20 protein-coding genes are annotated in these 21,661 nt (G+C 61.6%); 7 read left to right on the forward strand and 13 right to left on the reverse strand.

Annotation, left to right across the window (positions count from 1 at the left end):
* Positions 1 to 32: 32 nt before the first annotated feature.
* The 6 genes from prpD to ACE4QZ_RS17180 all read right to left on the reverse strand — a co-directional run bounded on the left by prpD (position 33) and on the right by ACE4QZ_RS17180 (position 8,495).
* Complete coding sequence (gene prpD / locus ACE4QZ_RS17155) at positions 33 to 1,517, reverse strand: 2-methylcitrate dehydratase (protein WP_021782876.1); 1,485 nt, start codon at positions 1,515 to 1,517, stop codon at positions 33 to 35.
* Positions 1,518 to 1,687: 170 nt separating this feature from the next.
* A complete protein-coding gene (gene prpF / locus ACE4QZ_RS17160; RefSeq protein ID WP_021782877.1) occupies positions 1,688 to 2,878 on the reverse strand; it encodes a 2-methylaconitate cis-trans isomerase PrpF in 1,191 nt (396 codons plus the stop codon).
* Between the two features lie 74 nt (positions 2,879 to 2,952).
* Complete coding sequence (gene acnD / locus ACE4QZ_RS17165; RefSeq protein WP_021782878.1) at positions 2,953 to 5,541, reverse strand: Fe/S-dependent 2-methylisocitrate dehydratase AcnD; 2,589 nt, start codon at positions 5,539 to 5,541, stop codon at positions 2,953 to 2,955.
* A 162-nt stretch (positions 5,542 to 5,703) separates the two neighbouring features.
* Positions 5,704 to 6,831, reverse strand: coding sequence for a 2-methylcitrate synthase (prpC, locus tag ACE4QZ_RS17170; protein ID WP_021782879.1), 1,128 nt, complete (start codon positions 6,829 to 6,831; stop codon positions 5,704 to 5,706).
* 60 nt (positions 6,832 to 6,891) lie between these two features.
* Positions 6,892 to 7,782, reverse strand: coding sequence for a methylisocitrate lyase (gene prpB, locus ACE4QZ_RS17175; protein ID WP_012053054.1), 891 nt, complete (start codon positions 7,780 to 7,782; stop codon positions 6,892 to 6,894).
* Positions 7,779 to 8,495: a GntR family transcriptional regulator gene (locus ACE4QZ_RS17180; protein ID WP_021782880.1), complete on the reverse strand. Its 717-nt coding sequence runs from the start codon at positions 8,493 to 8,495 to the stop codon at positions 7,779 to 7,781. The genes prpB and ACE4QZ_RS17180 overlap by 4 nt, the downstream gene beginning before the upstream one ends.
* Before the next feature lie 306 nt (positions 8,496 to 8,801).
* On the opposite strand from ACE4QZ_RS17180, the gene ACE4QZ_RS17185 reads away from it, so the two are divergent.
* From ACE4QZ_RS17185 to ACE4QZ_RS17205, 5 genes are all read left to right on the forward strand, one after another.
* Positions 8,802 to 9,338 carry an ATP-dependent zinc protease gene (locus ACE4QZ_RS17185; protein ID WP_021782881.1) on the forward strand — a complete coding sequence of 179 codons (537 nt, stop codon included), beginning with the start codon at positions 8,802 to 8,804 and terminating at the stop codon, positions 9,336 to 9,338.
* 5 nt (positions 9,339 to 9,343) lie between these two features.
* Positions 9,344 to 10,879 (forward strand): inactive transglutaminase family protein, encoded by a 1,536-nt coding sequence (locus tag ACE4QZ_RS17190; protein WP_021782882.1) that lies wholly within the window; start codon positions 9,344 to 9,346, stop codon positions 10,877 to 10,879.
* Positions 10,879 to 11,859: an alpha-L-glutamate ligase-like protein gene (locus ACE4QZ_RS17195; RefSeq protein ID WP_021782883.1), complete on the forward strand. Its 981-nt coding sequence runs from the start codon at positions 10,879 to 10,881 to the stop codon at positions 11,857 to 11,859. The genes ACE4QZ_RS17190 and ACE4QZ_RS17195 overlap by 1 nt, the downstream gene beginning before the upstream one ends.
* Positions 11,860 to 12,065: 206 nt before the next feature.
* Positions 12,066 to 13,406, forward strand: a complete 1,341-nt coding sequence (gene pabB, locus ACE4QZ_RS17200; protein WP_021782884.1) for an aminodeoxychorismate synthase component I — start codon at positions 12,066 to 12,068, stop codon at positions 13,404 to 13,406.
* 79 nt (positions 13,407 to 13,485) lie between these two features.
* Complete coding sequence (locus tag ACE4QZ_RS17205; RefSeq protein ID WP_003250299.1) at positions 13,486 to 14,220, forward strand: phosphoadenylyl-sulfate reductase; 735 nt, start codon at positions 13,486 to 13,488, stop codon at positions 14,218 to 14,220.
* A gap of 168 nt (positions 14,221 to 14,388) precedes the next feature.
* Here ACE4QZ_RS17205 and cysB read toward each other — a convergent pair whose 3' ends face one another.
* The 3 genes from cysB to ACE4QZ_RS17220 all read right to left on the reverse strand — a co-directional run bounded on the left by cysB (position 14,389) and on the right by ACE4QZ_RS17220 (position 17,061).
* On the reverse strand, positions 14,389 to 15,363 hold the full coding sequence (gene cysB / locus ACE4QZ_RS17210) for an HTH-type transcriptional regulator CysB (protein WP_010953293.1): 975 nt from the start codon (positions 15,361 to 15,363) through the stop codon (positions 14,389 to 14,391).
* 128 nt (positions 15,364 to 15,491) lie between these two features.
* On the reverse strand, positions 15,492 to 15,989 hold the full coding sequence (locus tag ACE4QZ_RS17215) for a universal stress protein (protein ID WP_021782885.1): 498 nt from the start codon (positions 15,987 to 15,989) through the stop codon (positions 15,492 to 15,494).
* 124 nt (positions 15,990 to 16,113) lie between these two features.
* Positions 16,114 to 17,061, reverse strand: a complete 948-nt coding sequence (locus ACE4QZ_RS17220; RefSeq protein WP_021782886.1) for a putative 2-dehydropantoate 2-reductase — start codon at positions 17,059 to 17,061, stop codon at positions 16,114 to 16,116.
* A gap of 231 nt (positions 17,062 to 17,292) precedes the next feature.
* Between ACE4QZ_RS17220 and ACE4QZ_RS17225 the strand changes: the two genes are divergently transcribed.
* Entirely contained in the window at positions 17,293 to 18,369 is a 1,077-nt protein-coding gene (locus ACE4QZ_RS17225) for a 3-deoxy-7-phosphoheptulonate synthase (protein ID WP_021782887.1), read from the forward strand.
* Positions 18,370 to 18,438: 69 nt separating this feature from the next.
* Here ACE4QZ_RS17225 and ACE4QZ_RS17230 read toward each other — a convergent pair whose 3' ends face one another.
* Positions 18,439 to 18,720, reverse strand: a complete 282-nt coding sequence (locus ACE4QZ_RS17230; protein WP_003250290.1) for a GNAT family N-acetyltransferase — start codon at positions 18,718 to 18,720, stop codon at positions 18,439 to 18,441.
* Between the two features lie 508 nt (positions 18,721 to 19,228).
* Between ACE4QZ_RS17230 and ACE4QZ_RS17235 the strand changes: the two genes are divergently transcribed.
* Positions 19,229 to 19,480, forward strand: a complete 252-nt coding sequence (locus tag ACE4QZ_RS17235; protein ID WP_003250288.1) for an Lpp/OprI family alanine-zipper lipoprotein — start codon at positions 19,229 to 19,231, stop codon at positions 19,478 to 19,480.
* Between the two features lie 127 nt (positions 19,481 to 19,607).
* Here the strand turns inward: ACE4QZ_RS17235 and ACE4QZ_RS17240 are convergent, their stop codons facing one another.
* From ACE4QZ_RS17240 to ACE4QZ_RS17250, 3 genes are all read right to left on the reverse strand, one after another.
* On the reverse strand, positions 19,608 to 20,585 hold the full coding sequence (locus tag ACE4QZ_RS17240; protein ID WP_021782888.1) for a L,D-transpeptidase family protein: 978 nt from the start codon (positions 20,583 to 20,585) through the stop codon (positions 19,608 to 19,610).
* 113 nt (positions 20,586 to 20,698) lie between these two features.
* Positions 20,699 to 20,989, reverse strand: a complete 291-nt coding sequence (locus ACE4QZ_RS17245; RefSeq protein WP_021782889.1) for a hypothetical protein — start codon at positions 20,987 to 20,989, stop codon at positions 20,699 to 20,701.
* Between the two features lie 58 nt (positions 20,990 to 21,047).
* Positions 21,048 to 21,653, reverse strand: a complete 606-nt coding sequence (locus ACE4QZ_RS17250; protein WP_020192893.1) for an arylesterase — start codon at positions 21,651 to 21,653, stop codon at positions 21,048 to 21,050.
* Between the last annotated feature and the right edge of the window lie 8 nt (positions 21,654 to 21,661).

Genomic DNA, 21,661 nt, shown 5'->3' on the forward strand with positions numbered 1-21,661 from the left:
CTTTAGCCGCGAAGCGGCCGGCACAGGCCACCTCATATCACAAACAAATCCACGAACCTGTGCACCGCCATGCCTTCCAGTTTCTGCTGGTCCTTGCACAGTTCGAAAATCTGCTGACACCGCTGCCGCGCAAAGCGGGTCGCCAGGTTGGCCCTGAACTTGGCCTCCAGCAACGGTATACCCTCCGCGCGCCGCCGGCGATGCCCGATCGGGTATTCCACCACCACTTGTTCGGTGCTGCTGCCATCCTTGAAGAACACCTGAAGTGCGTTGGCGATCGAGCGCTTGTCCGGCTCCAGGTACTCACGACTGAAGCGCGGGTCTTCCACCACCTCCATCTTCTCGCGCAGGCGGTCGATACTGGGGTGATTGGCATGGAAGGCGTCCTCATAATGCTCGGCCACCAGATGGCCAAAGATCAGCGGCACGGCCACCATGTACTGCAGACAGTGGTCACGGTCGGCGGCATTGGCCAGCGGGCCGCTCTTGGAAATGATGCGGATCGCTGATTCCTGGGTGGTGATGACGATGCGGTCGACTTCATGCAGACGGTTACGCACAAGTGGGTGCAGGGTGACTGCTGCCTCACAGGCGGTCTGGGCATGGAACTCGGCAGGGAAACTGACCTTGAACAGCACGTTTTCCATCACATAGCTGCCCAACGCCTGGGGCAGACGCAACTCGTACTGCCCGGCGGGCTTGAGCGCCAGGTCTTTGTTGGTATGGCTGAACGAAACATCGTAGAACCCCCACTGCGAAGCCGTGAGCACGCCCGGCACGCCCATTTCCCCACGCAAGGCGATGTCAGCCAGACGCACACCTCGGCTGGAGGCGTCACCGGCGGCCCAGGACTTGCGCGAACCGGCGTTGGGCGCGTGGCGATAGGTACGAAGGGCCTGGCCGTCGACGAAGGCATGGGACAAGGCCGAGAGCATCTGCTCACGATTAGCCCCCATCAGCCTGGCGCACACGGCGGTCGAGGCGACCTTCACCAGAATCACATGATCGAGGCCGACGCGATTGAAGGCGTTTTCCAGCGCCAGCACGCCCTGGATTTCATGCGCCATGACCATGGCCTCAAGCACGTCACGCATCGGCAGCGGCTTTTCACCCGCAGCAAGACGTTTCTGTGACAGGTGGTCAGCCACTGCCAGGATACCGCCGAGGTTGTCCGAGGGATGAGCCCATTCGGCGGCCAGCCAGGTATCGTTGTAGTCCAGCCAGCGCACCGTGCAGCCAATGTCCCAGGCGGCCTTGACCGGATCGAGGCAATAAGAGGTGCCGGGGACGCGAGCACCATTCGGGACCAGCGTGCCTTCCACCTGAGGACCAAGGAGCTTGGTGCACTCAGGGAAGCGCAAGGCGAGAAGGCCACAACCGAGGGTGTCCATCAGGCAGTTGCGCGCGGTGTCCAGGGCCTCGCGGGATTCGACCCGGTAGCCGAGGGCGTAATCGGCCAGGGTTTGTAGCACCCGGTCGTAATCCGGGCGGTCGTTGAGGTCTACGTTGGCGCTCATATCCAGCTCCCTTCAAATTGCCGGGGCTGCTGTGCAGCCCTTCGCGGGCTTGCCCGCTCCCACAGGTTGACCACGGCATTCAGAACCTGTGGTTACCCTGTGGGAACGGGCAAGCCCGCGAAGGGCCGCTTGGCGGCCCCAACGAACTAAAGCCGAGCGCCAGTGGTGCGTTAGAAGCTGTCGCCAGGCACGCGAACCCAGCCCTCCATCAGCACGCGAGCACTGCGGCTCATGATTGCCTTGGTTACCGTCCACTCACCATTCACCTGGCGCGCCTCGGCCCCGACCCGCAGGGTGCCCGAAGGATGACCGAAACGCACAGCGCTGCGCTCGCCCCCGCCAGCGGCGAGGTTGACCAGCGTGCCCGGAATGGCCGCCGCGGTGCCAATTGCCACCGCAGCCGTACCCATCATGGCATGGTGCAGCTTGCCCATCGACAAGGCCCGCACCAGCAGGTCGATATCACCGGCCTGCACCGCCTTGCCACTGGACGCAGTGTAGGTGCTCGGCGGTGCGACGAACGCCACTTTCGGCGTGTGCTGACGCCCGGCAGCCTGGTCGACGTTGTCGATAAGCCCCATGCGCACGGCGCCATAGGCGCGGATGGTCTCGAAACGAAGCAACGCCTGCGGGTCGCCGTTGATGGCGTCCTGTAGTTCGCTACCGGTGTAACCGATATCGGCAGCATTGACAAAAATGGTCGGGATACCGGCATTGATCAAGGTAGCCTTGAACGTGCCGACCCCCGGGACTTCCAGGTCATCGACCAGCTTGCCGGTGGGGAACATGGCACCGCCACCGCCGTCTTCATCGGCTGCAGGGTCGAGAAACTCCAGCTGCACCTCGGCCGCCGGGAAGGTGACCCCGTCCAGCTCGAAGTCACCGGTTTCCTGCACTTCACCTTCAGTGATCGGGACGTGGGCGATGATGGTCTTGCCGATATTCGCCTGCCAGATACGCACCGTGGCGATACCGTTGCGTGGAATACGCGCCGGGTCGACCAGGCCACTGCTGATGGCAAACGAACCGACCGCAGCGGACAGGTTGCCGCAGTTGCCACTCCAATCGACGAAGGCCTTGTCGATGCTGACCTGGCCGAACAGGTAGTCGACATCGTGTTCGGGCTTGATGCTTTGCGACAGGATCACGGTCTTGCTGGTGCTCGACGTGGCGCCGCCCATGCCGTCGATCTGCTTGCCGTAAGGGTCGGGGCTACCGATTACCCGCAACAGCAGCGCATCGCGGGCAGGACCTGGAATTTGCGCCTGCTCGGGCAGGTCCTGCAGGCGGAAGAACACGCCTTTGCTGGTGCCGCCGCGGATGTAGGTGGCGGGGATTTTCACTTGCGGTACATGTGCCATGTTCAATTCCTGTCTTGCACAGCCTCTGTAGGCGCGGGTTTGACCGCGCCTACACAGGACCGCGCTGCTCTTGGTTAGGCGGTCGCTTCGAGGAAGTCCTGGGCAAAGCGCTGCAGCACCCCGCCCGCTTCGTAGATCGACACTTCCTCGGCGGTGTCCAGACGGCAGGTCACCGGCACCTCCAGCCGCTCGCCATTGGCGCGGGTAACCACCAGGGTCAGGGTCGCCCGTGGCGTGCGCGCACCCAGCACGTCATAGGTCTCGCTGCCATCCAGACCCAGGGTCTTACGGTCGGTGCCCGGTTTGAACTCCAGCGGCAGCACGCCCATGCCTACCAGGTTGGTGCGGTGAATGCGCTCGAAGCCTTCGGCGACAATTGCCTCGACACCCGCCAGGCGCACGCCCTTGGCCGCCCAGTCGCGCGACGAACCCTGGCCATAGTCGGCACCCGCAACGATGATCAGCGGCTGCTTGCGCTGCATGTAAGTCTCGATCGCCTCCCACATGCGGGTAACCTTGCCTTCCGGCTCGATACGCGCCAGCGAGCCCTGCTTCACGCTGCCATCGTCGTTGCGCACCATTTCGTTGAACAGTTTGGGGTTGGCGAAGGTGGCACGCTGGGCGGTCAGGTGGTCACCCCGGTGAGTGGCGTAGGAGTTGAAGTCCTCTTCCGGCAGGCCCATTTTCGCCAGGTATTCACCGGCGGCACTGTCGAGCATGATGGCGTTGGACGGCGACAGGTGGTCGGTGGTGATGTTGTCCGGCAGCACCGCCAGCGGGCGCATGCCACGCAACGTGCGTTCGCCGGCCAGGGCGCCTTCCCAGTATGGCGGGCGACGAATGTAGGTGCTCATCGGGCGCCACTCGTACAGCGGCGCCACCTTCGGCCCACGGTCTTCCTCGATGGCGAACATCGGGATGTACACCTTGCGGAACTGCTCCGGCTTGACCGCTGCACGCACCACGGCATCGATCTCTTCATCACTGGGCCAGATATCCTTCAGGCGGATTTCCTTGCCATCGACCACGCCCAGCACATCCTTCTCGATGTCGAAGCGAATGGTGCCGGCAATGGCATAGGCGACCACCAGTGGTGGCGAGGCGAGGAAGGCCTGCTTGGCATACGGGTGGATACGCCCGTCGAAGTTGCGGTTACCAGACAGCACGGCGGTGGCATACAGGTCGCGGTCGATGATTTCTTGCTGAATCACCGGGTCCAGGGCACCGGACATGCCGTTGCAGGTGGTGCAGGCGAAGGCGACGATGCCGAAACCGAGTTGCTCCAGCTCTTTTTCCAGGCCGGCTTCTTCCAGATACAGTTGCACGGCCTTGGAGCCTGGCGCCAGCGACGACTTGACCCACGGCTTGCGGGCCAGGCCCAGCCTGTTGGCATTTCGTGCAATCAGGCCTGCAGCAATCACGTTGCGCGGGTTGCTGGTGTTGGTGCAGCTGGTGATGGCGGCGATGATCACCGCACCATCAGGCATTTGCCCCGGCAATTCTTCCCAGTTGCCGGCAATGCCCTTGGCGGCCAGGTCGCTGGTGGCGACACGGGCGTGCGGGTTGGACGGGCCGGCCATGTTGCGCACCACGCTCGACAGGTCGAAGCTGAGGGTGCGCTCATAGACGGCAGCGCCCAGGCTGTCGGCCCACAGACCGGTGGCTTTGGCGTAGGTTTCCACCAGTTTGACCTGCTGCTCTTCACGGCCGGTCAGGCGCAGGTAGTCGATGGTCTGCTGGTCGATGGCGAACATCGCCGCAGTGGCGCCGTATTCCGGGGCCATGTTGGAAATGGTGGCGCGGTCGCCCAAGGTCAGGGCACGTGCACCCTCACCATGGAACTCCAGGTAAGCACCGACCACTTTCTGCTTGCGCAGGAACTCGGTCAGGGCCAAGACCAGGTCAGTGGCGGTGATGTTCGGGGCCAGTTTGCCAGTCAGCTCGACGCCGACGATTTCCGGCAAACGCATCCAGGAGGCGCGGCCGAGCATCACGTTTTCGGCTTCCAGGCCGCCTACGCCAATGGCGATCACACCCAGTGCATCGACATGCGGCGTGTGGCTGTCGGTGCCGACGCAGGTGTCCGGGTAGGCGACGCCGTGGTCACTGTGGACCACCGGTGACATCTTCTCCAGGTTGATCTGGTGCATGATGCCGTTGCCCGGCTGGATCACGTCGACGTTCTTGAACGCCTTCTTGGTCCAGTTGATGAAGTGGAAGCGGTCTTCGTTGCGGCGGTCTTCGATGGCGCGGTTCTTCTCGAAGGCCTGCGGGTCGTAACCACCGCACTCGACGGCCAGCGAGTGGTCGACGATCAGTTGCACCGGCACCACCGGGTTGACCTGGGCCGGGTCGCCGCCTTTGTCGGCAATGGCGTCACGCAGGCCGGCAAGGTCGACCAACGCAGTCTGACCAAGGATGTCATGGCACACCACGCGGGCCGGGAACCACGGGAAGTCGAGATCGCGCTTGCGCTCGATCAGCTGGCTCAGCGAGGCATCGAGCGTAGCGGGGTCGCAGCGGCGCACCAGGTTCTCGGCGAGCACGCGTGACGTGTATGGCAAGCCGTCGTAGGCGCCGGGCTTGATCGCCTCGACCGCCGCACGGGCATCGAAGTAGTCCAGGTCAGTGCCTGGCAGGTGCTTGCGGTATGCAGTGTTCATCATGGAATCAGGCTCGGTCACAGGAATCGGAAGGTTTCACCGTACCTGTGGGAGCAGGCGTGCACGCGAATGCGTCAGCAGGTGCAATAGGGTTGCCCGGTCGGGCGCATTCGCGGGCACGCTCGCTCCCACATGGGAAACGGGCTGCCTCTCTGTAGCTATTCAGCGCTGCTCGATCGGCACGAACTGGCGCTGCTCGACGCCGACATACTCGGCGCTCGGGCGGATGATGCGGTTGTTGGCGCGCTGCTCGAAGACGTGCGCCGCCCAGCCGGTCAGCCGCGAGCAAACGAAGATCGGGGTGAACAGCTTGGTCGGAATGCCCATGAAGTGGTACGCCGAGGCATGATAGAAGTCGGCGTTGGGGAACAGGCGCTTCTGCTCCCACATGGTCTTGTCGATGGCTTCGGAAACCGGGTACAGCACTTTGTCACCCACTTCGTCAGCCAGCTGTTTCGACCAGCCCTTGATCACCTCGTTGCGCGGGTCGGACTCTTTGTAGATGGCATGGCCAAAGCCCATGATCTTGTCTTTGCGCTCGAGCATGCGCAGCAGCTCGGCGGTGGCTTCCTGCGGGCTCTGGAAGCGTTCGATCAGTTCCATCGCTGCCTCGTTGGCACCGCCGTGCAGCGGTCCACGCAGCGAGCCGATGGCTGCGGTAACGCAGGAGTACAAGTCAGACAGGGTCGAGGCACAGACACGGGCAGTGAAGGTCGAGGCGTTGAATTCGTGTTCAGCGTAGAGAATCAACGACACGTTCATGACCTTGACGTGCAGCTCGCTCGGCTTCTTGCCGTGCAGCAGGTGCAGGAAATGACCACCCAGGGTGTCTTCATCACTGGTGCAGTCGATGCGCACGCCATGGTGGGTAAAGCGGTACCAGTAGCACATCACGGCCGGGAACAGCGCCAGCAGGCGATCAGTCTTGTCGCGCTGGGCTTCGAAGGTCAGCTCTGGCTCAAGGGTGCCCATTACCGAGCAACCGGTACGCATGACGTCCATCGGGTGGGCATCGCGCGGGATGCGCTCAAGCACTTCCTTCAAGGCTTGCGGCAGGTCACGCAGGCCCTTGAGCTTGTGCTTGTAGTCGGCCAGCTCGGCCTGGGTTGGCAGCTCGCCGTACAACAGCAGGTAGGCGACTTCTTCGAACTCGGCACCGGCGGCCAGGTCGCGCACATCATAACCACGGTAAGTCAGCCCGGCACCGGCCTGGCCCACGGTCGACAGTGCAGTCTGGCCGGCCACCTGGCCACGCAGGCCTGCGCCACTGAGTACTTTTGCTTCGGCCATGGTGTTTCTCCTTTCTTGAATTTGTTATGGATGCTTTCTGGCTAATTCGGGCGCTGGCGCTTAGCCCTTCTTCTGGGCAAACAGTGCATCGAGGCTCTGCTCGAAGGCGTGATAACCAATGGCATCGTAGAGCTCCATGCGGGTCTGCATGGTGTCGATCACATTCTTCTGTGTGCCGTCACGGCGCAGCGCGGTGTACACGTTCTCGGCCGCCTTGTTCATGGCACGGAACGCCGACAGCGGATACAGCACCAACGACACGTCGACCGAGGCCAGCTCTTCGGTTGTGTATAGCGGCGTGGCACCGAACTCGGTGATGTTGGCCAGGATCGGTGCCTTCACCCGATCAGCGAAAGTCTTGTACATCTGCAGTTCGGTGATGGCTTCCGGGAAGATCATGTCGGCACCAGCCTCGACGCACGCCTCGGCACGGTCCAGGGCGGCGTTCAGGCCTTCGACGGCCAGCGCGTCGGTACGCGCCATGATCACGAAGCTGTCATCGCTGCGGGCATCGACGGCAGCTTTGATACGGTCGACCATTTCCTGCTGGCTGACAATTTCCTTGTTGGGACGGTGGCCACAACGTTTGGCGCCAACCTGGTCCTCGATATGGATGGCGGCAGCGCCGAACTTGCTCATCGAGCGCACGGTACGGGCAACGTTGAAGGCCGAAGCACCGAAGCCGGTGTCGACATCCACCAGCAGCGGCAGGTCGCACACGTCGGTGATACGACGCACGTCGGTGAGCACGTCGTCCAGGCCAGTGATGCCCAGGTCTGGCAAACCCAGGGAGCCGGCGGCCACGCCACCACCAGACAGGTAGATGGCCTTGAAGCCGGCACGCTTGGCCAGCAACGCATGGTTGGCGTTGATGGCGCCAACCACCTGCAGCGGATGTTCAGCGGCAACGGCGTCACGGAAACGCTGACCGGGGGTGCTCTTGACTGTCATTTCTCACCTCGTGTGCTGTTGTTGTGGGCGTCCAGGTAGTGACGCTCGATATTGCGCTTGGACGCGCCGATGTGGCGACGCATCAGGAGTTCGGCCAGTTCGCCGTCACGGTCGGCGATGGCATCAAGAATGCGATGGTGCTCGGCAAAGGCCTGGCGTGGCCGGTTGGGCGTGGCGGAGAACTGGATACGGTACATGCGCACCAGTTGGTACAGTTCGCCGCAGAGCATCTTGACCAGGGTCTGGTTGCCGCTACCCTGAATAATCCGGTAATGGAAGTCGTAGTCGCCTTCCTGCTGGTAGTAGCCCAGGCCGGCCTGGAACGCGGCATCGCGCTCATGGGTGTCGAGCACCCGGCGCAGTTCGTCGATGTCGGCCTGGCTCATGCGTTCGGCGGCCAGGCGGCAGGCCATGCCTTCGAGCGACTCGCGGATTTCGTACAGCTCGATCAGCTCGGCGTGGTTGAGCGATACCACCCGCGCGCCCACATGCGGCACACGCACCAGCAGGCGCTGGCCTTCAAGGCGGTGGATAGCCTCGCGAAGCGGCCCGCGGCTGATGCCATACGTGCGCGCCAGTTCCGGCTCGGAGATCTTGCTGCCGGGGGCGATCTCACCCTTGACAATGGCCGCCTGGATGCGCCGGAAGACGTTTTCGGAGAGGGTTTCCGTTTCGTCTGTCAGCACCGGGCCGGGGGTGGAAAGGTCCTGCATATTGTCGACACCTTTTAAAACTCTTCGTCAAAAACTAGCCAATCAAGACCAGTAAGTCAAAGACAAAATGAAAATTGTCGACAATCGTCTAATCGCGAACTAACACCACGTCAACGCTGTCAGATCGCGCACCGCTGGCGTCAAGACGTCGGCGTGATAGAATGCCGCGCCTCCGATGGGGTATGGATAGCCTGTCTGTCATGCATTCATGCTTGCTGACAGATAAACGAGGAAGCTTGCGCAGTAATTGCCAGTCACCTTGACCTGAACCTTGCCTAGAACCTTGCAATGCACCGCGCCAGGAATATGAGACTTACACCCGTTTTATTGCTGCTGTGCCTCACCCTGCTGCCGGCCCTTGGCCAGGCTGCGGGCAAGACCGTGTATGGTCTCAACGAATACGCGCATTTGGGCGACCTGGATCTGGAAGTGGCCGCCAAGCTCGACACCGGTGCCAAGACCGCGTCGCTCAGTGCCCGCGACATCAAGCGGTTCAAGCGCAATGGCGAAAGCTGGGTACGCTTCTACCTCGCCATCGATGCGGCCCATTCGCACCCGATCGAACGCCCGCTGGCACGCGTCAGCAAGATCAAGCGCCGAGCCGGCGACTATGATGCCGAATCGGGCAAGGCCTACACGGCCCGCCCGGTCATCGAACTCGAAATCTGCATGGGCCAGGCCAGGCGCACCATCGAAGTCAACCTCACCGACCGCAGCGCCTTCCAGTTCCCGCTGCTGATCGGTTCCGAGGCGCTCAAGCACTTCGACGCACTGGTTGACCCAAGCCTTAAATACGCGGCCGGCAAACCTGCCTGTGCCACCGACGCTCCCAAAGCAGAGTAATCCCGATGCGCTCTCTTACCCTCCATCTGAAAGTCCTGATCACCGTGCTGGTGCTGTTGGGCGTGGCGGTCACGGCTTATCAGATCTTCGTGCTCGGCATCCCGGTGACCGAGGATGAAACCGACGACCTGTGGAACATCGACGCCAAGGTCGAGTTCGTGGCCAACAGCAAGGACCCGGTCAAGGTGCAGATGTTCGTGCCACCGCTGAACCGCGACTATGTCAGCCTCAACGAGAGCTTCATCTCCAACAACTACGGGGTGAGCATCAACCGTGCCGACGGCAACCGCAAGGTTACCTGGTCAGCACGTCGTGCCAGCGGCAACCAGACCCTCTACTACCGCCTGGTACTCACCAAACGCTACAGCAGCGAGAAGACCAAGGTCAAAGGCCCGACTTTCCGCGACAGCCTGGCCGTCGAAGGCCCCGAAAAGATTGCCGCCGAAGCCCTGATGGCGCCGATACGTCAGCACTCGGCCGACGTCGAGACCTTCGTCAGCGAGACCATCAAGCGGGTCAACAACCTCAACGACGACAACGTCAAGCTGCTGCTGGCCGGCGACACTTCGGCGATGAAGAAGGCCCAGGTCATCGACCTGCTGCTGTCGATCGCCCACGTGCCGATGGAGAAAGTACACACCATCCGCCTGCTGGCCGACACGCCGCAAACCCCGGAACTGTGGCTGCGCAGCTTCAACGGCGACGACTGGCTGTACTTCAACCCGGACACCGGTGAGCAAGGCCTGCCGAGCGACCGCCTGCTGTGGTGGACCGGTGACGACAACCTCATTACCGTCGATGGCGGCAAGAAGGCCAACGTCACCTTCAGCATGAACAACAGCGAGATGAACGCCATCCGCCTGGCCAAGCTGACCGACGAGAACACCGACGCCGACTTCCTCGAATACTCGTTGTACGGCCTGCCGCTGCAAACCCAGCAAACCTTCATGATCATGGTCATGATCCCGATCGGCGTGCTGGTGATTCTGGTGCTGCGCAACCTGATCGGCATCCAGACACTGGGCACATTCACCCCGGTGCTGATCGCCCTGGCGTTCCGCGAAACCCAGCTGGGCTTCGGTATTGTGCTGTTCACAGTGATCACTGCCCTGGGCCTGTCGCTGCGCTCGTATCTGGAACACCTCAAGCTGCAGATGCTGCCACGCCTGTCGGTGGTATTGACCTTTGTCGTGGTGCTGATTGCTGCCATCAGTCTGTTCAGCCACAAGCTGGGCCTTGAACGCGGGCTGTCGGTAGCGCTGTTCCCGATGGTGATCCTGACCATGACCATCGAACGCCTGTCGATCACCTGGGAAGAGCGTGGTGGCGGCCATGCCATGAAAGTGGCCATCGGCACCCTGTTCGCAGCATCCCTGGCACACCTGCTGATGATGGTGCCGGAACTGGTGTACTTCGTGTTCACCTTCCCGGCGGTGCTGCTGATCCTGGTGGGCTTCATGCTGGCGATGGGCCGCTATCGCGGCTACCGCCTGACCGAGCTCGTGCGCTTCAAAGCCTTCCTGAATAAGGCTGACTCCTGATGTTTGGTCTGATCAAGACGTGGAAAGCCCTGGAGGCCCGGGGCATCATGGGGATCAACCGACGTAACGCGGACTACGTGCTGAAGTACAACAAGCGCAGCCTGTACCCGATCGTCGACGACAAGATCATCACCAAGGAGCGCGCACTGGCAGCCGGCATCCATGTGCCGGAAATGTACGGCATCATCGAGACTGAAAAAGAGATCGAGAAGCTCGACCAGATCATTGGCGGGCGCAGCGATTTCGTCATCAAGCCGGCGCAAGGCGCCGGCGGTGATGGCATTCTGGTAATCGCCGACCGCTTCGAGGACCGCTACCGCACGGTGTCGGGCAAGATCATCAGCCACGAGGAAATCGAGCACCAGATTTCCAGCATCCTCACCGGGCTTTACTCCCTCGGCGGGCACCGCGACCGCGCGCTGATCGAGTACCGCGTGACCCCGGACCAGATATTCAAGAGCATCAGTTACGAAGGCGTGCCGGACATCCGCATCATCGTGCTGATGGGCTACCCGGTGATGGCCATGCTGCGCCTGCCGACTCGCCAGTCCGGCGGCAAGGCCAACCTGCACCAGGGCGCCATCGGCGTGGGTGTCGACCTGGCCACCGGCGTGACCCTGCGCGGCACCTGGCTGAACAACATCATCAGCAAGCACCCGGACACCACCAACGCGGTCGACAGCGTACAACTGCCGAACTGGGACGGTTTCATGAAGCTGGCCGCTGGCTGCTATGAACTGTGTGGCCTGGGCTATATCGGCGTGGATATGGTGCTTGACCAGGACAAGGGCCCGCTGATTCTGGAGCTCAACGCCCGCCCGGGGCTGAACATCCAGATCGCCAACGATTGCGGCCTGACTCAGCGCACCCATGCCATCGAGGCGCACATCGAAGCACTGGCCAAGGACGGTGTGACCGAAGACGCCGAACAGCGGGTGCGGGTAGCACAGGGTCTATTCGGGCATGTGCCTAACCGCTGAAATACAGGGCTGCTTTGCAGCCCATCGCAGCACAAGGTAGCGCCTGCAAGCACTGCACCGGGTTCAAGCGCTTCGCTCGACCTGCAGGCGCTACCTTGTGCTGCGTACGGGCCAAACACAATGTTGAATGTCGTACCCAGCGCTAGGCGCTTTTCCTGCACAGGTCTACAATCGCCCTCCTCGCTTTTACATCGCCGTCCATACTGATGCCGACCTGCACGCTACACCCCCTGCCCTACCAGCCCGACCCTGCCGCCTATTTCGCCCACCTGCGCCAGGCACCCGGTGCGATCCTGCTCGACAGCGCCCGCCCCGGCGCCGAGCGCGGTCGTTTCGACCTGATAAGCGCTTGGCCGCTGCAACACCTGAAGGCGCAGCCCGATGAAGATGGCCGCGCCTTCCTCCAGCGCCTGCGCGCTGGCCTGGCACAACTGGGCCACGCCAACTTGCCCAACGGTGTAGAACTGCCCTTCGCCGGCGGCCTGATCGGCTACCTGAGCTACGACTTCGGCCGCCGCCTGGAACACCTGCCAAGCCTGGCCGTGGACGACCTCGGCCTGCCTGACGCACAACTGGGGCTGTATGCCTGGGCACTGGTCAGTGATCATCTGCTTGGCACCAGCCAGCTGGTGTTCCATCCGAGCCTGGCAGGTGACGAACGCGAACGCCTGATCAGCCTGTTCCAGAATACCAGCGCCACCACCGGCGACTTTCGGCTGCTCGCACCGATGGTCGGCGACCTGGAGCCCGAGCAGTACAAAACAGCGTTCGACCAGGTACAACGCTACATTCAGGCCGGTGACTGCTACCAGATCAACCTCACCCAACGCTTTCGCGCGCCCTGCCAAGGCGATCCATGGCGGGCTTACCAGGCCCTGCGCCAAGCCTGCCCGACACCCTTCTCCGGCTACCAGCAACTGGCCGACGGCAGTACCCTGCTGAGCTTTTCGCCCGAGCGCTTCATCCGCGTCAGCCAAGGCCAGGTGGAAACCCGGCCGATCAAAGGCACCCGCCCACGCGCCAGCGACCCGGCTGAAGACGAGCGTAATGCCCAAGAGCTGCTGCACAGCCCGAAGGACCGTTCGGAAAACCTGATGATCGTCGACCTGCTGCGCAACGACCTGGGGCGCACGTGTGAGATCGGCTCAGTGAAGGTGCCGGAACTGTTCAGCCTGGAGAGTTACCCCAACGTGCACCATCTGGTCAGCAGCATCACCGGTCAGCTGGCCAGCGACAAGGATGCGCTGGACCTGATCGGTGACAGCTTCCCGGGCGGCTCGATCACCGGCGCACCGAAAATTCGCGCCATGCAGATCATCGACGAACTGGAACCATCGCGCCGCGCACTGTACTGCGGCTCGCTGCTGTATGTGGATGTACGCGGCGAGATGGACAGTTCGATCGCCATTCGCAGCTTGCTGATCAAAGATGGCCAGGTCAGTTGCTGGGGCGGCGGCGCGGTGGTAGCCGACTCGCAATGGCAGGCCGAGTATGAAGAGTCGATAGCCAAAGTGCGGGTGCTGATGCAGACCCTGCAGGGCTTGTGAGCCCTTCCAGACCGCATTTTTTTGTTACCATCCCCCTACTACGAGCGCACAGCGCCACAGCCAAGATGGAAACCGCCTGATGAGCCAACCCTTCGACGTCGCCGCCCTCGCCGCGACCTATGCCAACAAGTCCCCGCAGGACATTCTCAAGCTTGCCTTCGAGCACTTCGGTGATGACTTGTGGATTTCCTTCAGCGGCGCCGAGGATGTGGTGCTGGTCGACATGGCCTGGAAGCTGAACAAGCAGGTAAAGGTATTCAGCCTCGACACTGGGCGCCTGCACCCGGAGACCTACCGGTTCATCGACCAGGTACGCGAACAGTACAACCTGCCGATCGAGATCCTAAGCCCAGACCGCGCCAAGCTCGACCCTTTCGTCAAGGAAAAGGGCCTGTTCAGCTTCTACAAGGACGGCCATGGTGAGTGCTGCGGCATTCGCAAGATCGAGCCACTGCGACGCAAGCTGGCCACCGTCAGCGCCTGGGCCACCGGCCAGCGCCGCGACCAAAGCCCGGGCACCCGCAGCCAGGTGGCGGCACTGGAGATCGACAGCGCCTTCTCCACGCCTGAGCGCACGCTGTACAAGTTCAACCCGCTGGCACAGATGAGCAGTGAAGAGGTATGGGGTTATATCCGCATGCTCGAGCTACCGTACAACAGCCTGCACGAGCGCGGTTTCATCAGCATTGGCTGCGAGCCGTGCACCCGCCCGGTGCTGCCGAACCAGCATGAGCGTGAAGGCCGCTGGTGGTGGGAGGAGTCGACGCAGAAGGAATGCGGGTTGCATGCGGGCAACCTGATCAGCAAGGCTTGAGCTAGTCCTGGCGGTCTGTAGGAGCGGGTTTACCCGCGAAGAAGACACCGCGGTGGATGGCAGGGGCTTCGCCCGTATTCGCGGGCAAGCCCGCTCCCACAGAGATCGCGCCAGCTTTTAGAAATTGAGGTAGGCAGTTACTCCCAAAGCGGCCCCATCATTCCCGAATCAGTGCACCGGCAGCTCGACGCCTTCGAACAATTCTTCCAGCTCTTGCTTGTTATGGCACTGAATGGCCTTGGCCATCACTTCACGGGTCAGGTGCGGGGCAAACTTCTCGATGAAGTCGCACATGAAGCCACGCAGGAAGGTACCGCGACGGAAGCCGATCTTGGTGATACTGGCTTCGAACAGCTCACTGGCATCCAGCGCCACCAAATCACTGTCGAGCTTGGCATCCACAGCCATGCCGGCAACGATACCCACGCCCAGCCCCAGGCGTACATAAGTCTTGATCACGTCGGCGTCAGCCGCGGTGAAGACTACCTTTGGCGTGAGGCCGCGGTGATTGAAAGCCTCATCCAGCTTCGAGCGCCCGGTGAAGCCGAACACGTAGGTGACAATCGGGTATTCGGCGACTGCTTCCAGGGTCAATTTCGGCAGCTTGGCCAGCGGGTGGCCTTGTGGCACCACGACGCAACGGTTCCACTTGTAGCACGGCATCATGATCAGGTCGCCAAACAGCTCCAGCGCCTCGGTAGCGATGGCGAAGTCGACCGTACCGTCCGCAGCCATCTCGGCAATCTGCATGGGCGAACCCTGGTGCATGTGCAGGGACACTTCCGGATACTGCTTGATGAAGCTGCTGATAACCGGCGGCAACGCATAGCGCGCCTGGGTGTGGGTGGTGGCGATGGACAGTGTGCCCTTCTTCTCGTTGGAGAATTCCTGGGCAATCTGCTTGATGCTCTCGACCTTGCGCAGGATTTCGCCTGCGGTATTGATGATGCGCTCACCGGCCGGGGTAACGCGGGTCAAATGCTTGCCGCTGCGGGCAAAGACTTCAACACCCAACTCGTCTTCGAGCAGGCGGATCTGCTTGCTGATCCCTGGCTGGGAGGTATACAGGCTCTGCGCCGTCGCGGAGACGTTGAGGTCATGGTGCGCCACTTCCCAGATGTAGCGCAGTTGTTGAAGCTTCATAGGTTTCCCTCGGTTCAGCGATGAGTCCGCAGCAGCAGGCAGCGACGATATATAACTATATTAGTGGTTTCTGAAATAAATCTAGAACTATTTTGTTACATGCCCACGGAAACGGCCTACACCTATCTTCATGCCTTCCTACGCCCTAGATGCTGCGCCAAGGGCACCATGTACACGGGCACCGGCGACAGCTGCAGCAGCCGCACCGCCGTGCGCCCCAGCGGTACATCCACCCCGGCACCCGCACTGTGGCTACCGAATATCAACAGGTCGACACTTAGCCGCTGGGCCTGGTCGAGAATCACCTGTGCCGGGTCACCCTGCCGCACCCGCACGGCCTTGATCACCGCCAGGTCAGCTTCTTCGCCCAATTCGTCACGAAAGTTTTCCAGCACACGCTGCTCTATGTTCGCCATCACGGTATTCACCCCCTGGCTGTGCAACTGGTCGAGCGTCTGCTCATCGAGGTAACTTTGCAGGAGGGATTCGGCGAACTGGCCCATCGGCTCTACCGCGTGGATTACATACAACTCGGCACTGAACGTGCGCGCCAGGGCCAGCGCGTGTTGCATCACGAAAGGGGCGTAGACACCGAGGTCGGTGGCGTACAGCATGGAGCGGATCATTCGACCTCCTCGACTGCCGCAGCGGCAGAGCAAGCTTCAGCTTAGCAGCGTGCCGGACGCTCGCTTTGCCGTCCGGCGCGCTGCTGCCGTGGGCTGCAGGGCCCCGCCGAAGCCTCCACCACCTTCAGGCAGGCCGGTTGCTGCGGTCGATGAAACTCAGCGCCTGGTACAGCATCTCAACGCGCGGCAGGCTGCAGCCTGCCGCCCGTGCGCGTGCCAGCGGCTCGGCATAGATGGCCCCCAGCTCCAACGGGCGTTTGTGGGTGTGGTCGTGATACATGCTCGGCCAGTAGTCGGGCATGCGCTCAGTCACCTGGAACAAGTGCTCGGCATAGCCCTCGGGCAGCACATGGCCACAAGCTGCCGCGCCCTGCACCACCTCGGCCATCAAGGCCTGTATCAACGCGCGGGTATTGCTGTCGGCCATCAGTGGTGTGGTGCTGGCCCCCAGCAGCACCGACAGCCCGTTGTAAGGCACGTTCCACACCAGCTTCTGCCAGCGCGCCAAGGCCAGGTTCGGCATGGCCTGCGAGTCGATCCCCGCCGCCCGGAACAACCCAGCGCCCTCATTCACCAGCGCGACCCCGCAATCGCTGGCCGGCCCGCTGTGATACCCCAGATTGACCGCACCCAAAGCCTGGTGACGGATGACACCTGGTGCCTCGCGGTTGACGCAGATGAAGCACAGGCCGCCGAGCAGGTGCATGTCGCTACGCAAGGCTGGACGCAACTGCTCCTCTACCCCCAGGCCGTTCTGCAACAGCACCACCTTGGCACCGGGCGCAGCGGCCTGGACGATCAACGGTGCCAACTGCTCATTGCTGGTGGCCTTGGCCCCGATCAGGAGCCAGTCACAGGGCGGCATGTCGGCGGCACTGGCATAAGCCTGCACCCTCATCTGCAGTGCGCCATGCACGGCACTGTCCAGGCTCAGCCCTTGCTCACAAACGGCCTGATACTCGCTGCGCAGCAGAAAATGCACATCGAAACCGGCCCGGGCCAGCATCAACCCATAAAAGCCACCGATGGCGCCACTGCCGATGATGCCGATGCGAGGGGTGTGCGAATGCATGCCAATCTCCAGGTATATAGTCAGCTCTCTTTTTACACAGGTTACGTAGCGCTGGGCAGTCCATTCGCGGGCAACACCCTTGCTCAGGTAAAAACCCCACAATGACTGGGCTAAGCCCATTGTCGTGCCATCTGTAACGCGCTAAGGTTCGGCTCCCCGCTGCGATTATTCTTGCTGCTGGGCCGCACGGGGATAGTTGGCGGCCGGCACCGTGACCTGACGAGTAACACGATGGCTGATTTACCGATCGATGACTTGAACGTTGCCTCCAACGAGACCCTGATCACCCCTGATCAGCTCAAGAAGGAAATCCCCCTCAGCGCCAAGGCCCTGCAGACCGTGACTGCCGGCCGTGAAGTGGTGCGCAATATTCTCGACGGCAAGGACCATCGCCTGTTTGTCGTGATCGGCCCTTGCTCCATCCACGACATCAAGGCTGCCCACGAATACGCCGAGCGCCTGAAAGTGCTGGCCGAAGAAGTGTCCGATACGCTGTACCTGGTCATGCGCGTGTATTTCGAAAAGCCGCGCACCACCGTCGGCTGGAAAGGTCTGATCAACGACCCGTACCTGGATGACTCGTTCAAGATCCAGGACGGCCTGCACATCGGCCGCAAGCTGCTGCTGGACCTGGCCGAAATGGGCCTGCCGACCGCCACCGAAGCGCTCGACCCGATTTCCCCGCAGTACCTGCAAGACCTGATCAGCTGGTCGGCCATCGGCGCCCGCACCACCGAATCGCAAACACACCGCGAGATGGCATCGGGCCTGTCCTCGGCGGTGGGTTTCAAAAACGGCACCGACGGCGGCTTGACCGTTGCCATCAATGCCCTGCAGTCGGTGTCCAAGCCGCACCGCTTCCTGGGCATCAACCAGGAAGGCGGCGTGTCGATCGTCACCACCAAGGGCAACCCATACGGCCACGTGGTACTGCGCGGCGGCAATGGCAAGCCGAACTACGACTCGGTCAGCGTCGCCCTGTGCGAACAGGACTTGGCCAAGGCCAAGATCAAGGCCAACATCATGGTCGACTGCAGCCATGCCAACTCCAACAAGGACCCGGCCTTGCAACCGCTGGTGATGGAGAACGTCGCCAACCAGATCCTCGAAGGCAACCAGTCGATCATCGGCCTGATGGTCGAAAGCCACCTGAACTGGGGTTGCCAGTCGATTCCGAAAAACCTCGACGAGTTGCAGTACGGGGTGTCGATCACGGACGCCTGCATCGACTGGGCGGCTACCGAGAAAACCCTGCGCAGCATGCATGCCAAGCTCAAGGATGTGCTGCCGCAGCGTAAGCGCAGCTAACTATTGCGCGAACAAAAACGCCGGGCATTGCCCGGCGTTTTTTGTTGTGTCTGGCGCCCAGTCGTCAGCTCAAGCCTTGCTCGAATGCCGCTGTTGGCGCTCCATGTAACGCTCCACATACGAGCAAGACGGGATCACCGTGTAGCCCATCTGCTCGGCGTACTCCAGGGCGCGCTCGGTCAGCGCGGCAGCAATCCCGCGGCCGCGCAGGGCGTTGGGCACGAAGGTGCGATAGATGTCCAGCGTCTGCTTGCCCAGATCCATGTACGTCAGATAGGCACGATGACCGTCCACGTTGGTCTCGAACTGATGACCGGCCTGGTCATGGTGGATGGTCAGCGCTTCGCTCATCACTACTCCTCGCAGGTCTTCTCGGCAGACCCTTACCTTAACCGATGGTGGTTTATCCGGCACAGAATCCTCTACGCCACCTGTTTCCGCTTCGACCATTGGACGATTGTAATCGCCTGGATCCTCTGACGCTCACAAGATAGTAGGCACCGCAAGCGGGATTGCTCAAGGTGGTGGCGGTTAAAAATGATCAAAACGCCGCCCGGCGTGACTTTCCCAAGCCAGCCCAACAGCCACCGGATGCTCTAGCGCTTAAGACGCTGATCGACAGTTAAAGTCACCCTTAGTTCAACAAAAAAGTTCCTGCACTACAACCGCTTGCGAAGCCTGCACATTTTTTTCACAGACACGTCGCAAATCTTGTCGGCGCGGGGTCAAGCAACATTTTTTTTGCAGTTCTTGCGCTCTGTCAGTTTACTTACTACAAGTAATGGGTACTATGTACGCCGGCCAGTTTCTCTTTCCTGAGAGATGGCTCTTTAATAGAAAGTCCTTGAAGGGGAACACGATGAACAACGTTCTGAAATTCTCTGCTCTGGCTCTGGCCGCAGTTCTGGCTACCGGTTGCAGCAGCGTATCCAAAGAAACCGAAGCTCGTCTGACTGCGACTGAAGACGCAGCAGCTCGCGCTCAAGCTCGTGCTGACGAAGCCTACCGTAAGGCTGACGACGCAATGGCAGCCGCTCAGAAGGCTCAGCAGACCGCTGACGAAGCCAACGAGCGCGCTCTGCGTATGCTGGACAAAGCCAGCCGCAAGTAATAATCCTCACGGATTGTTAAGAAGCCGACCCACTTGTGGGTCGGCTTTTTTATTGCCTTTGAAACCGAAAATGCGGCCAGCAGGTACGAAAAGGCCTGCACTAAGGCAGGCCTGGGTCGAATTTACCTTACTGCAGTTCGGGCGGAATGCTCGTAACCATCGGTGCGCCGCCCTGGTTTTCCACCGGCACGGCAATTTCTACCGGCATACCATCTTCTGCGGCCACCACGTCACGCACCATGTCCCAGTTCATGCGTAGGTTATTGGCCAGGTCTTCGCGCTTGAGCAAGGTATTGATAACGGCGGTGTGTTTGTCGACAACTGACGGGTTACCCTGGTCATCCAGCGGCGTGTGTGCCTCAAGATAGACCTTGCCGCCACTGATACCGAACTTGTAAGGCTCGTTGATGATGCGCACCGGAGTCCCCACCGGCACCATCTTCGACAGTTCAAGCACGTTATTGTTGAACATGCGGAAGCAGCCGTGACTGGTGCGCATGCCAATGCCGAACTTCTTGTTCGAACCATGGATCAGGTAGCCTGGCACGCCCAAGGTGAACTTGAACGGCCCCAGCGGGTTGTCCGGGCCAGCCGGCACCACAGTCGGCAGGATGTCACCGTCCGCTGCGTGCTCTTTGCGAATCGAAGCGGGCGGCGTCCAGGTCGGGTTCGGCGTCTTGGCGGTGATCTTGGTGTTGGCAATCGGCGACCCCCACCCCTCGCGACCAATCCCCAGCGGGAAGGTGTACACCACGCTCTGCCCCTTAGGGAAGTAGTACAAACGGTACTCGGCCAGATTGATGACGATGCCTTCGCGCGGGCCCGGCGGCAGGACGAAACGGGTCGGCAGGATGATCTCGGTGCCAGCGCCCGGCAGCCAAGGGTCTACGCCCGGGTTGGCGGCGATCATTTCCAGGTAGCCGAGGTCGTTCGCGGTGCCGATATCGGCGAACGTGTCCTCGTACTTTGCCTTGATCACATGCACCTGGCCGACGATGTCTTCACCGGGCGGTGGCAGTGGCAGCTCCAGCGCAGCAGCGGGGCCCGCTACCAACAGGGCGGCCAGGGACAGGCTACGGGTGACTGCAGGAAAGCGCGGCAACATCCGGTAAATCCTTCGAAAGGTGGGTCAAGAGAATCGATTGTACACCCGCGCCGATGCAAGCGGGAGGCATTGGCACGTTGCAAACGTTTCAGATGATGAAAGGCGCCTGTCGTTCAGCTGCCGTGCAGCTCTGGCCACACCGGGCGCATGCCACGTCGCTGGGCATCGAGGATGGCACGACACAGCTCACACAGGCGGCCATCGCGATAGATCGATCGCGACACCCCCGACCAACGTGGCTGGGCTGGCAGCAGGCCGCCGCACAAGGTACGGTCGACCGGCACGCCCAACTCAAGCTGGCGGGCCACGAGGTGGACGCGGATTTCCTGGCAGGCGAACAAGTCGAGCTGTTCGTCGGGCTCGATCAGTTGATAGGCATACAGGGACCAGGCAGGGCGCGGCATTTGGAGCACTCGAAACGGGGGGCGCAACATTAGCCGAAAGGCGCCCCCGTTTAAAGCTTCACAGCAAGGGTTTTATCGCTGGCCAGGCATTTTCCAGCAGGCGCTGCTGGGCACCCTGGGCCGGATGGATGCCATCAGCCTGCATCAGCTCGGGTACACCCCCTACCCCTTCGAGGAAAAACGGCACCAAAGGAACCTGTTTGTCCGCTGCCAGCTGTTCATACACCTTGGCAAAGGCAGTGGTGTAACGCACACCATAATTGGGCGGCAGGCGCATGCCCAATAGCAGCACCTTGGCCCCTGCCTGACGCGAGTGCTCGATCATCGAGGCAAGATTTTGTTGCAATTGAGCAGGTGACTGCCCGCGCAGGCCATCGTTGCCGCCCAGCTCCAACACCACCAGGCTCGGTTTATGTGCTGCAAGCAGCGCCGGCAGCCGCGCCTGGCCGCCTGCGCTGGTGTCGCCACTGATCGAAGCATTGACCACTTTGTCGTCAAAACCTTCGTCCCTGAGGCGGGCCTGCAAGAGAGACACCCAGCCCTGGCGGCTATCCAGGCCAAAACCGGCGCTGATACTATCGCCAACAACCAGCAGTGTTCCTGCCGCTGCGCTCTGGGCCAGGCAATACAGGGCCAGACCGGCACTCAACCACCACACTCGCATCGGATTCT

The sequence above is a fragment of the Pseudomonas sp. DCA-1 genome, from assembly GCF_046523955.1.
Classification (GTDB): domain Bacteria; phylum Pseudomonadota; class Gammaproteobacteria; order Pseudomonadales; family Pseudomonadaceae; genus Aquipseudomonas; species Aquipseudomonas putida_Y.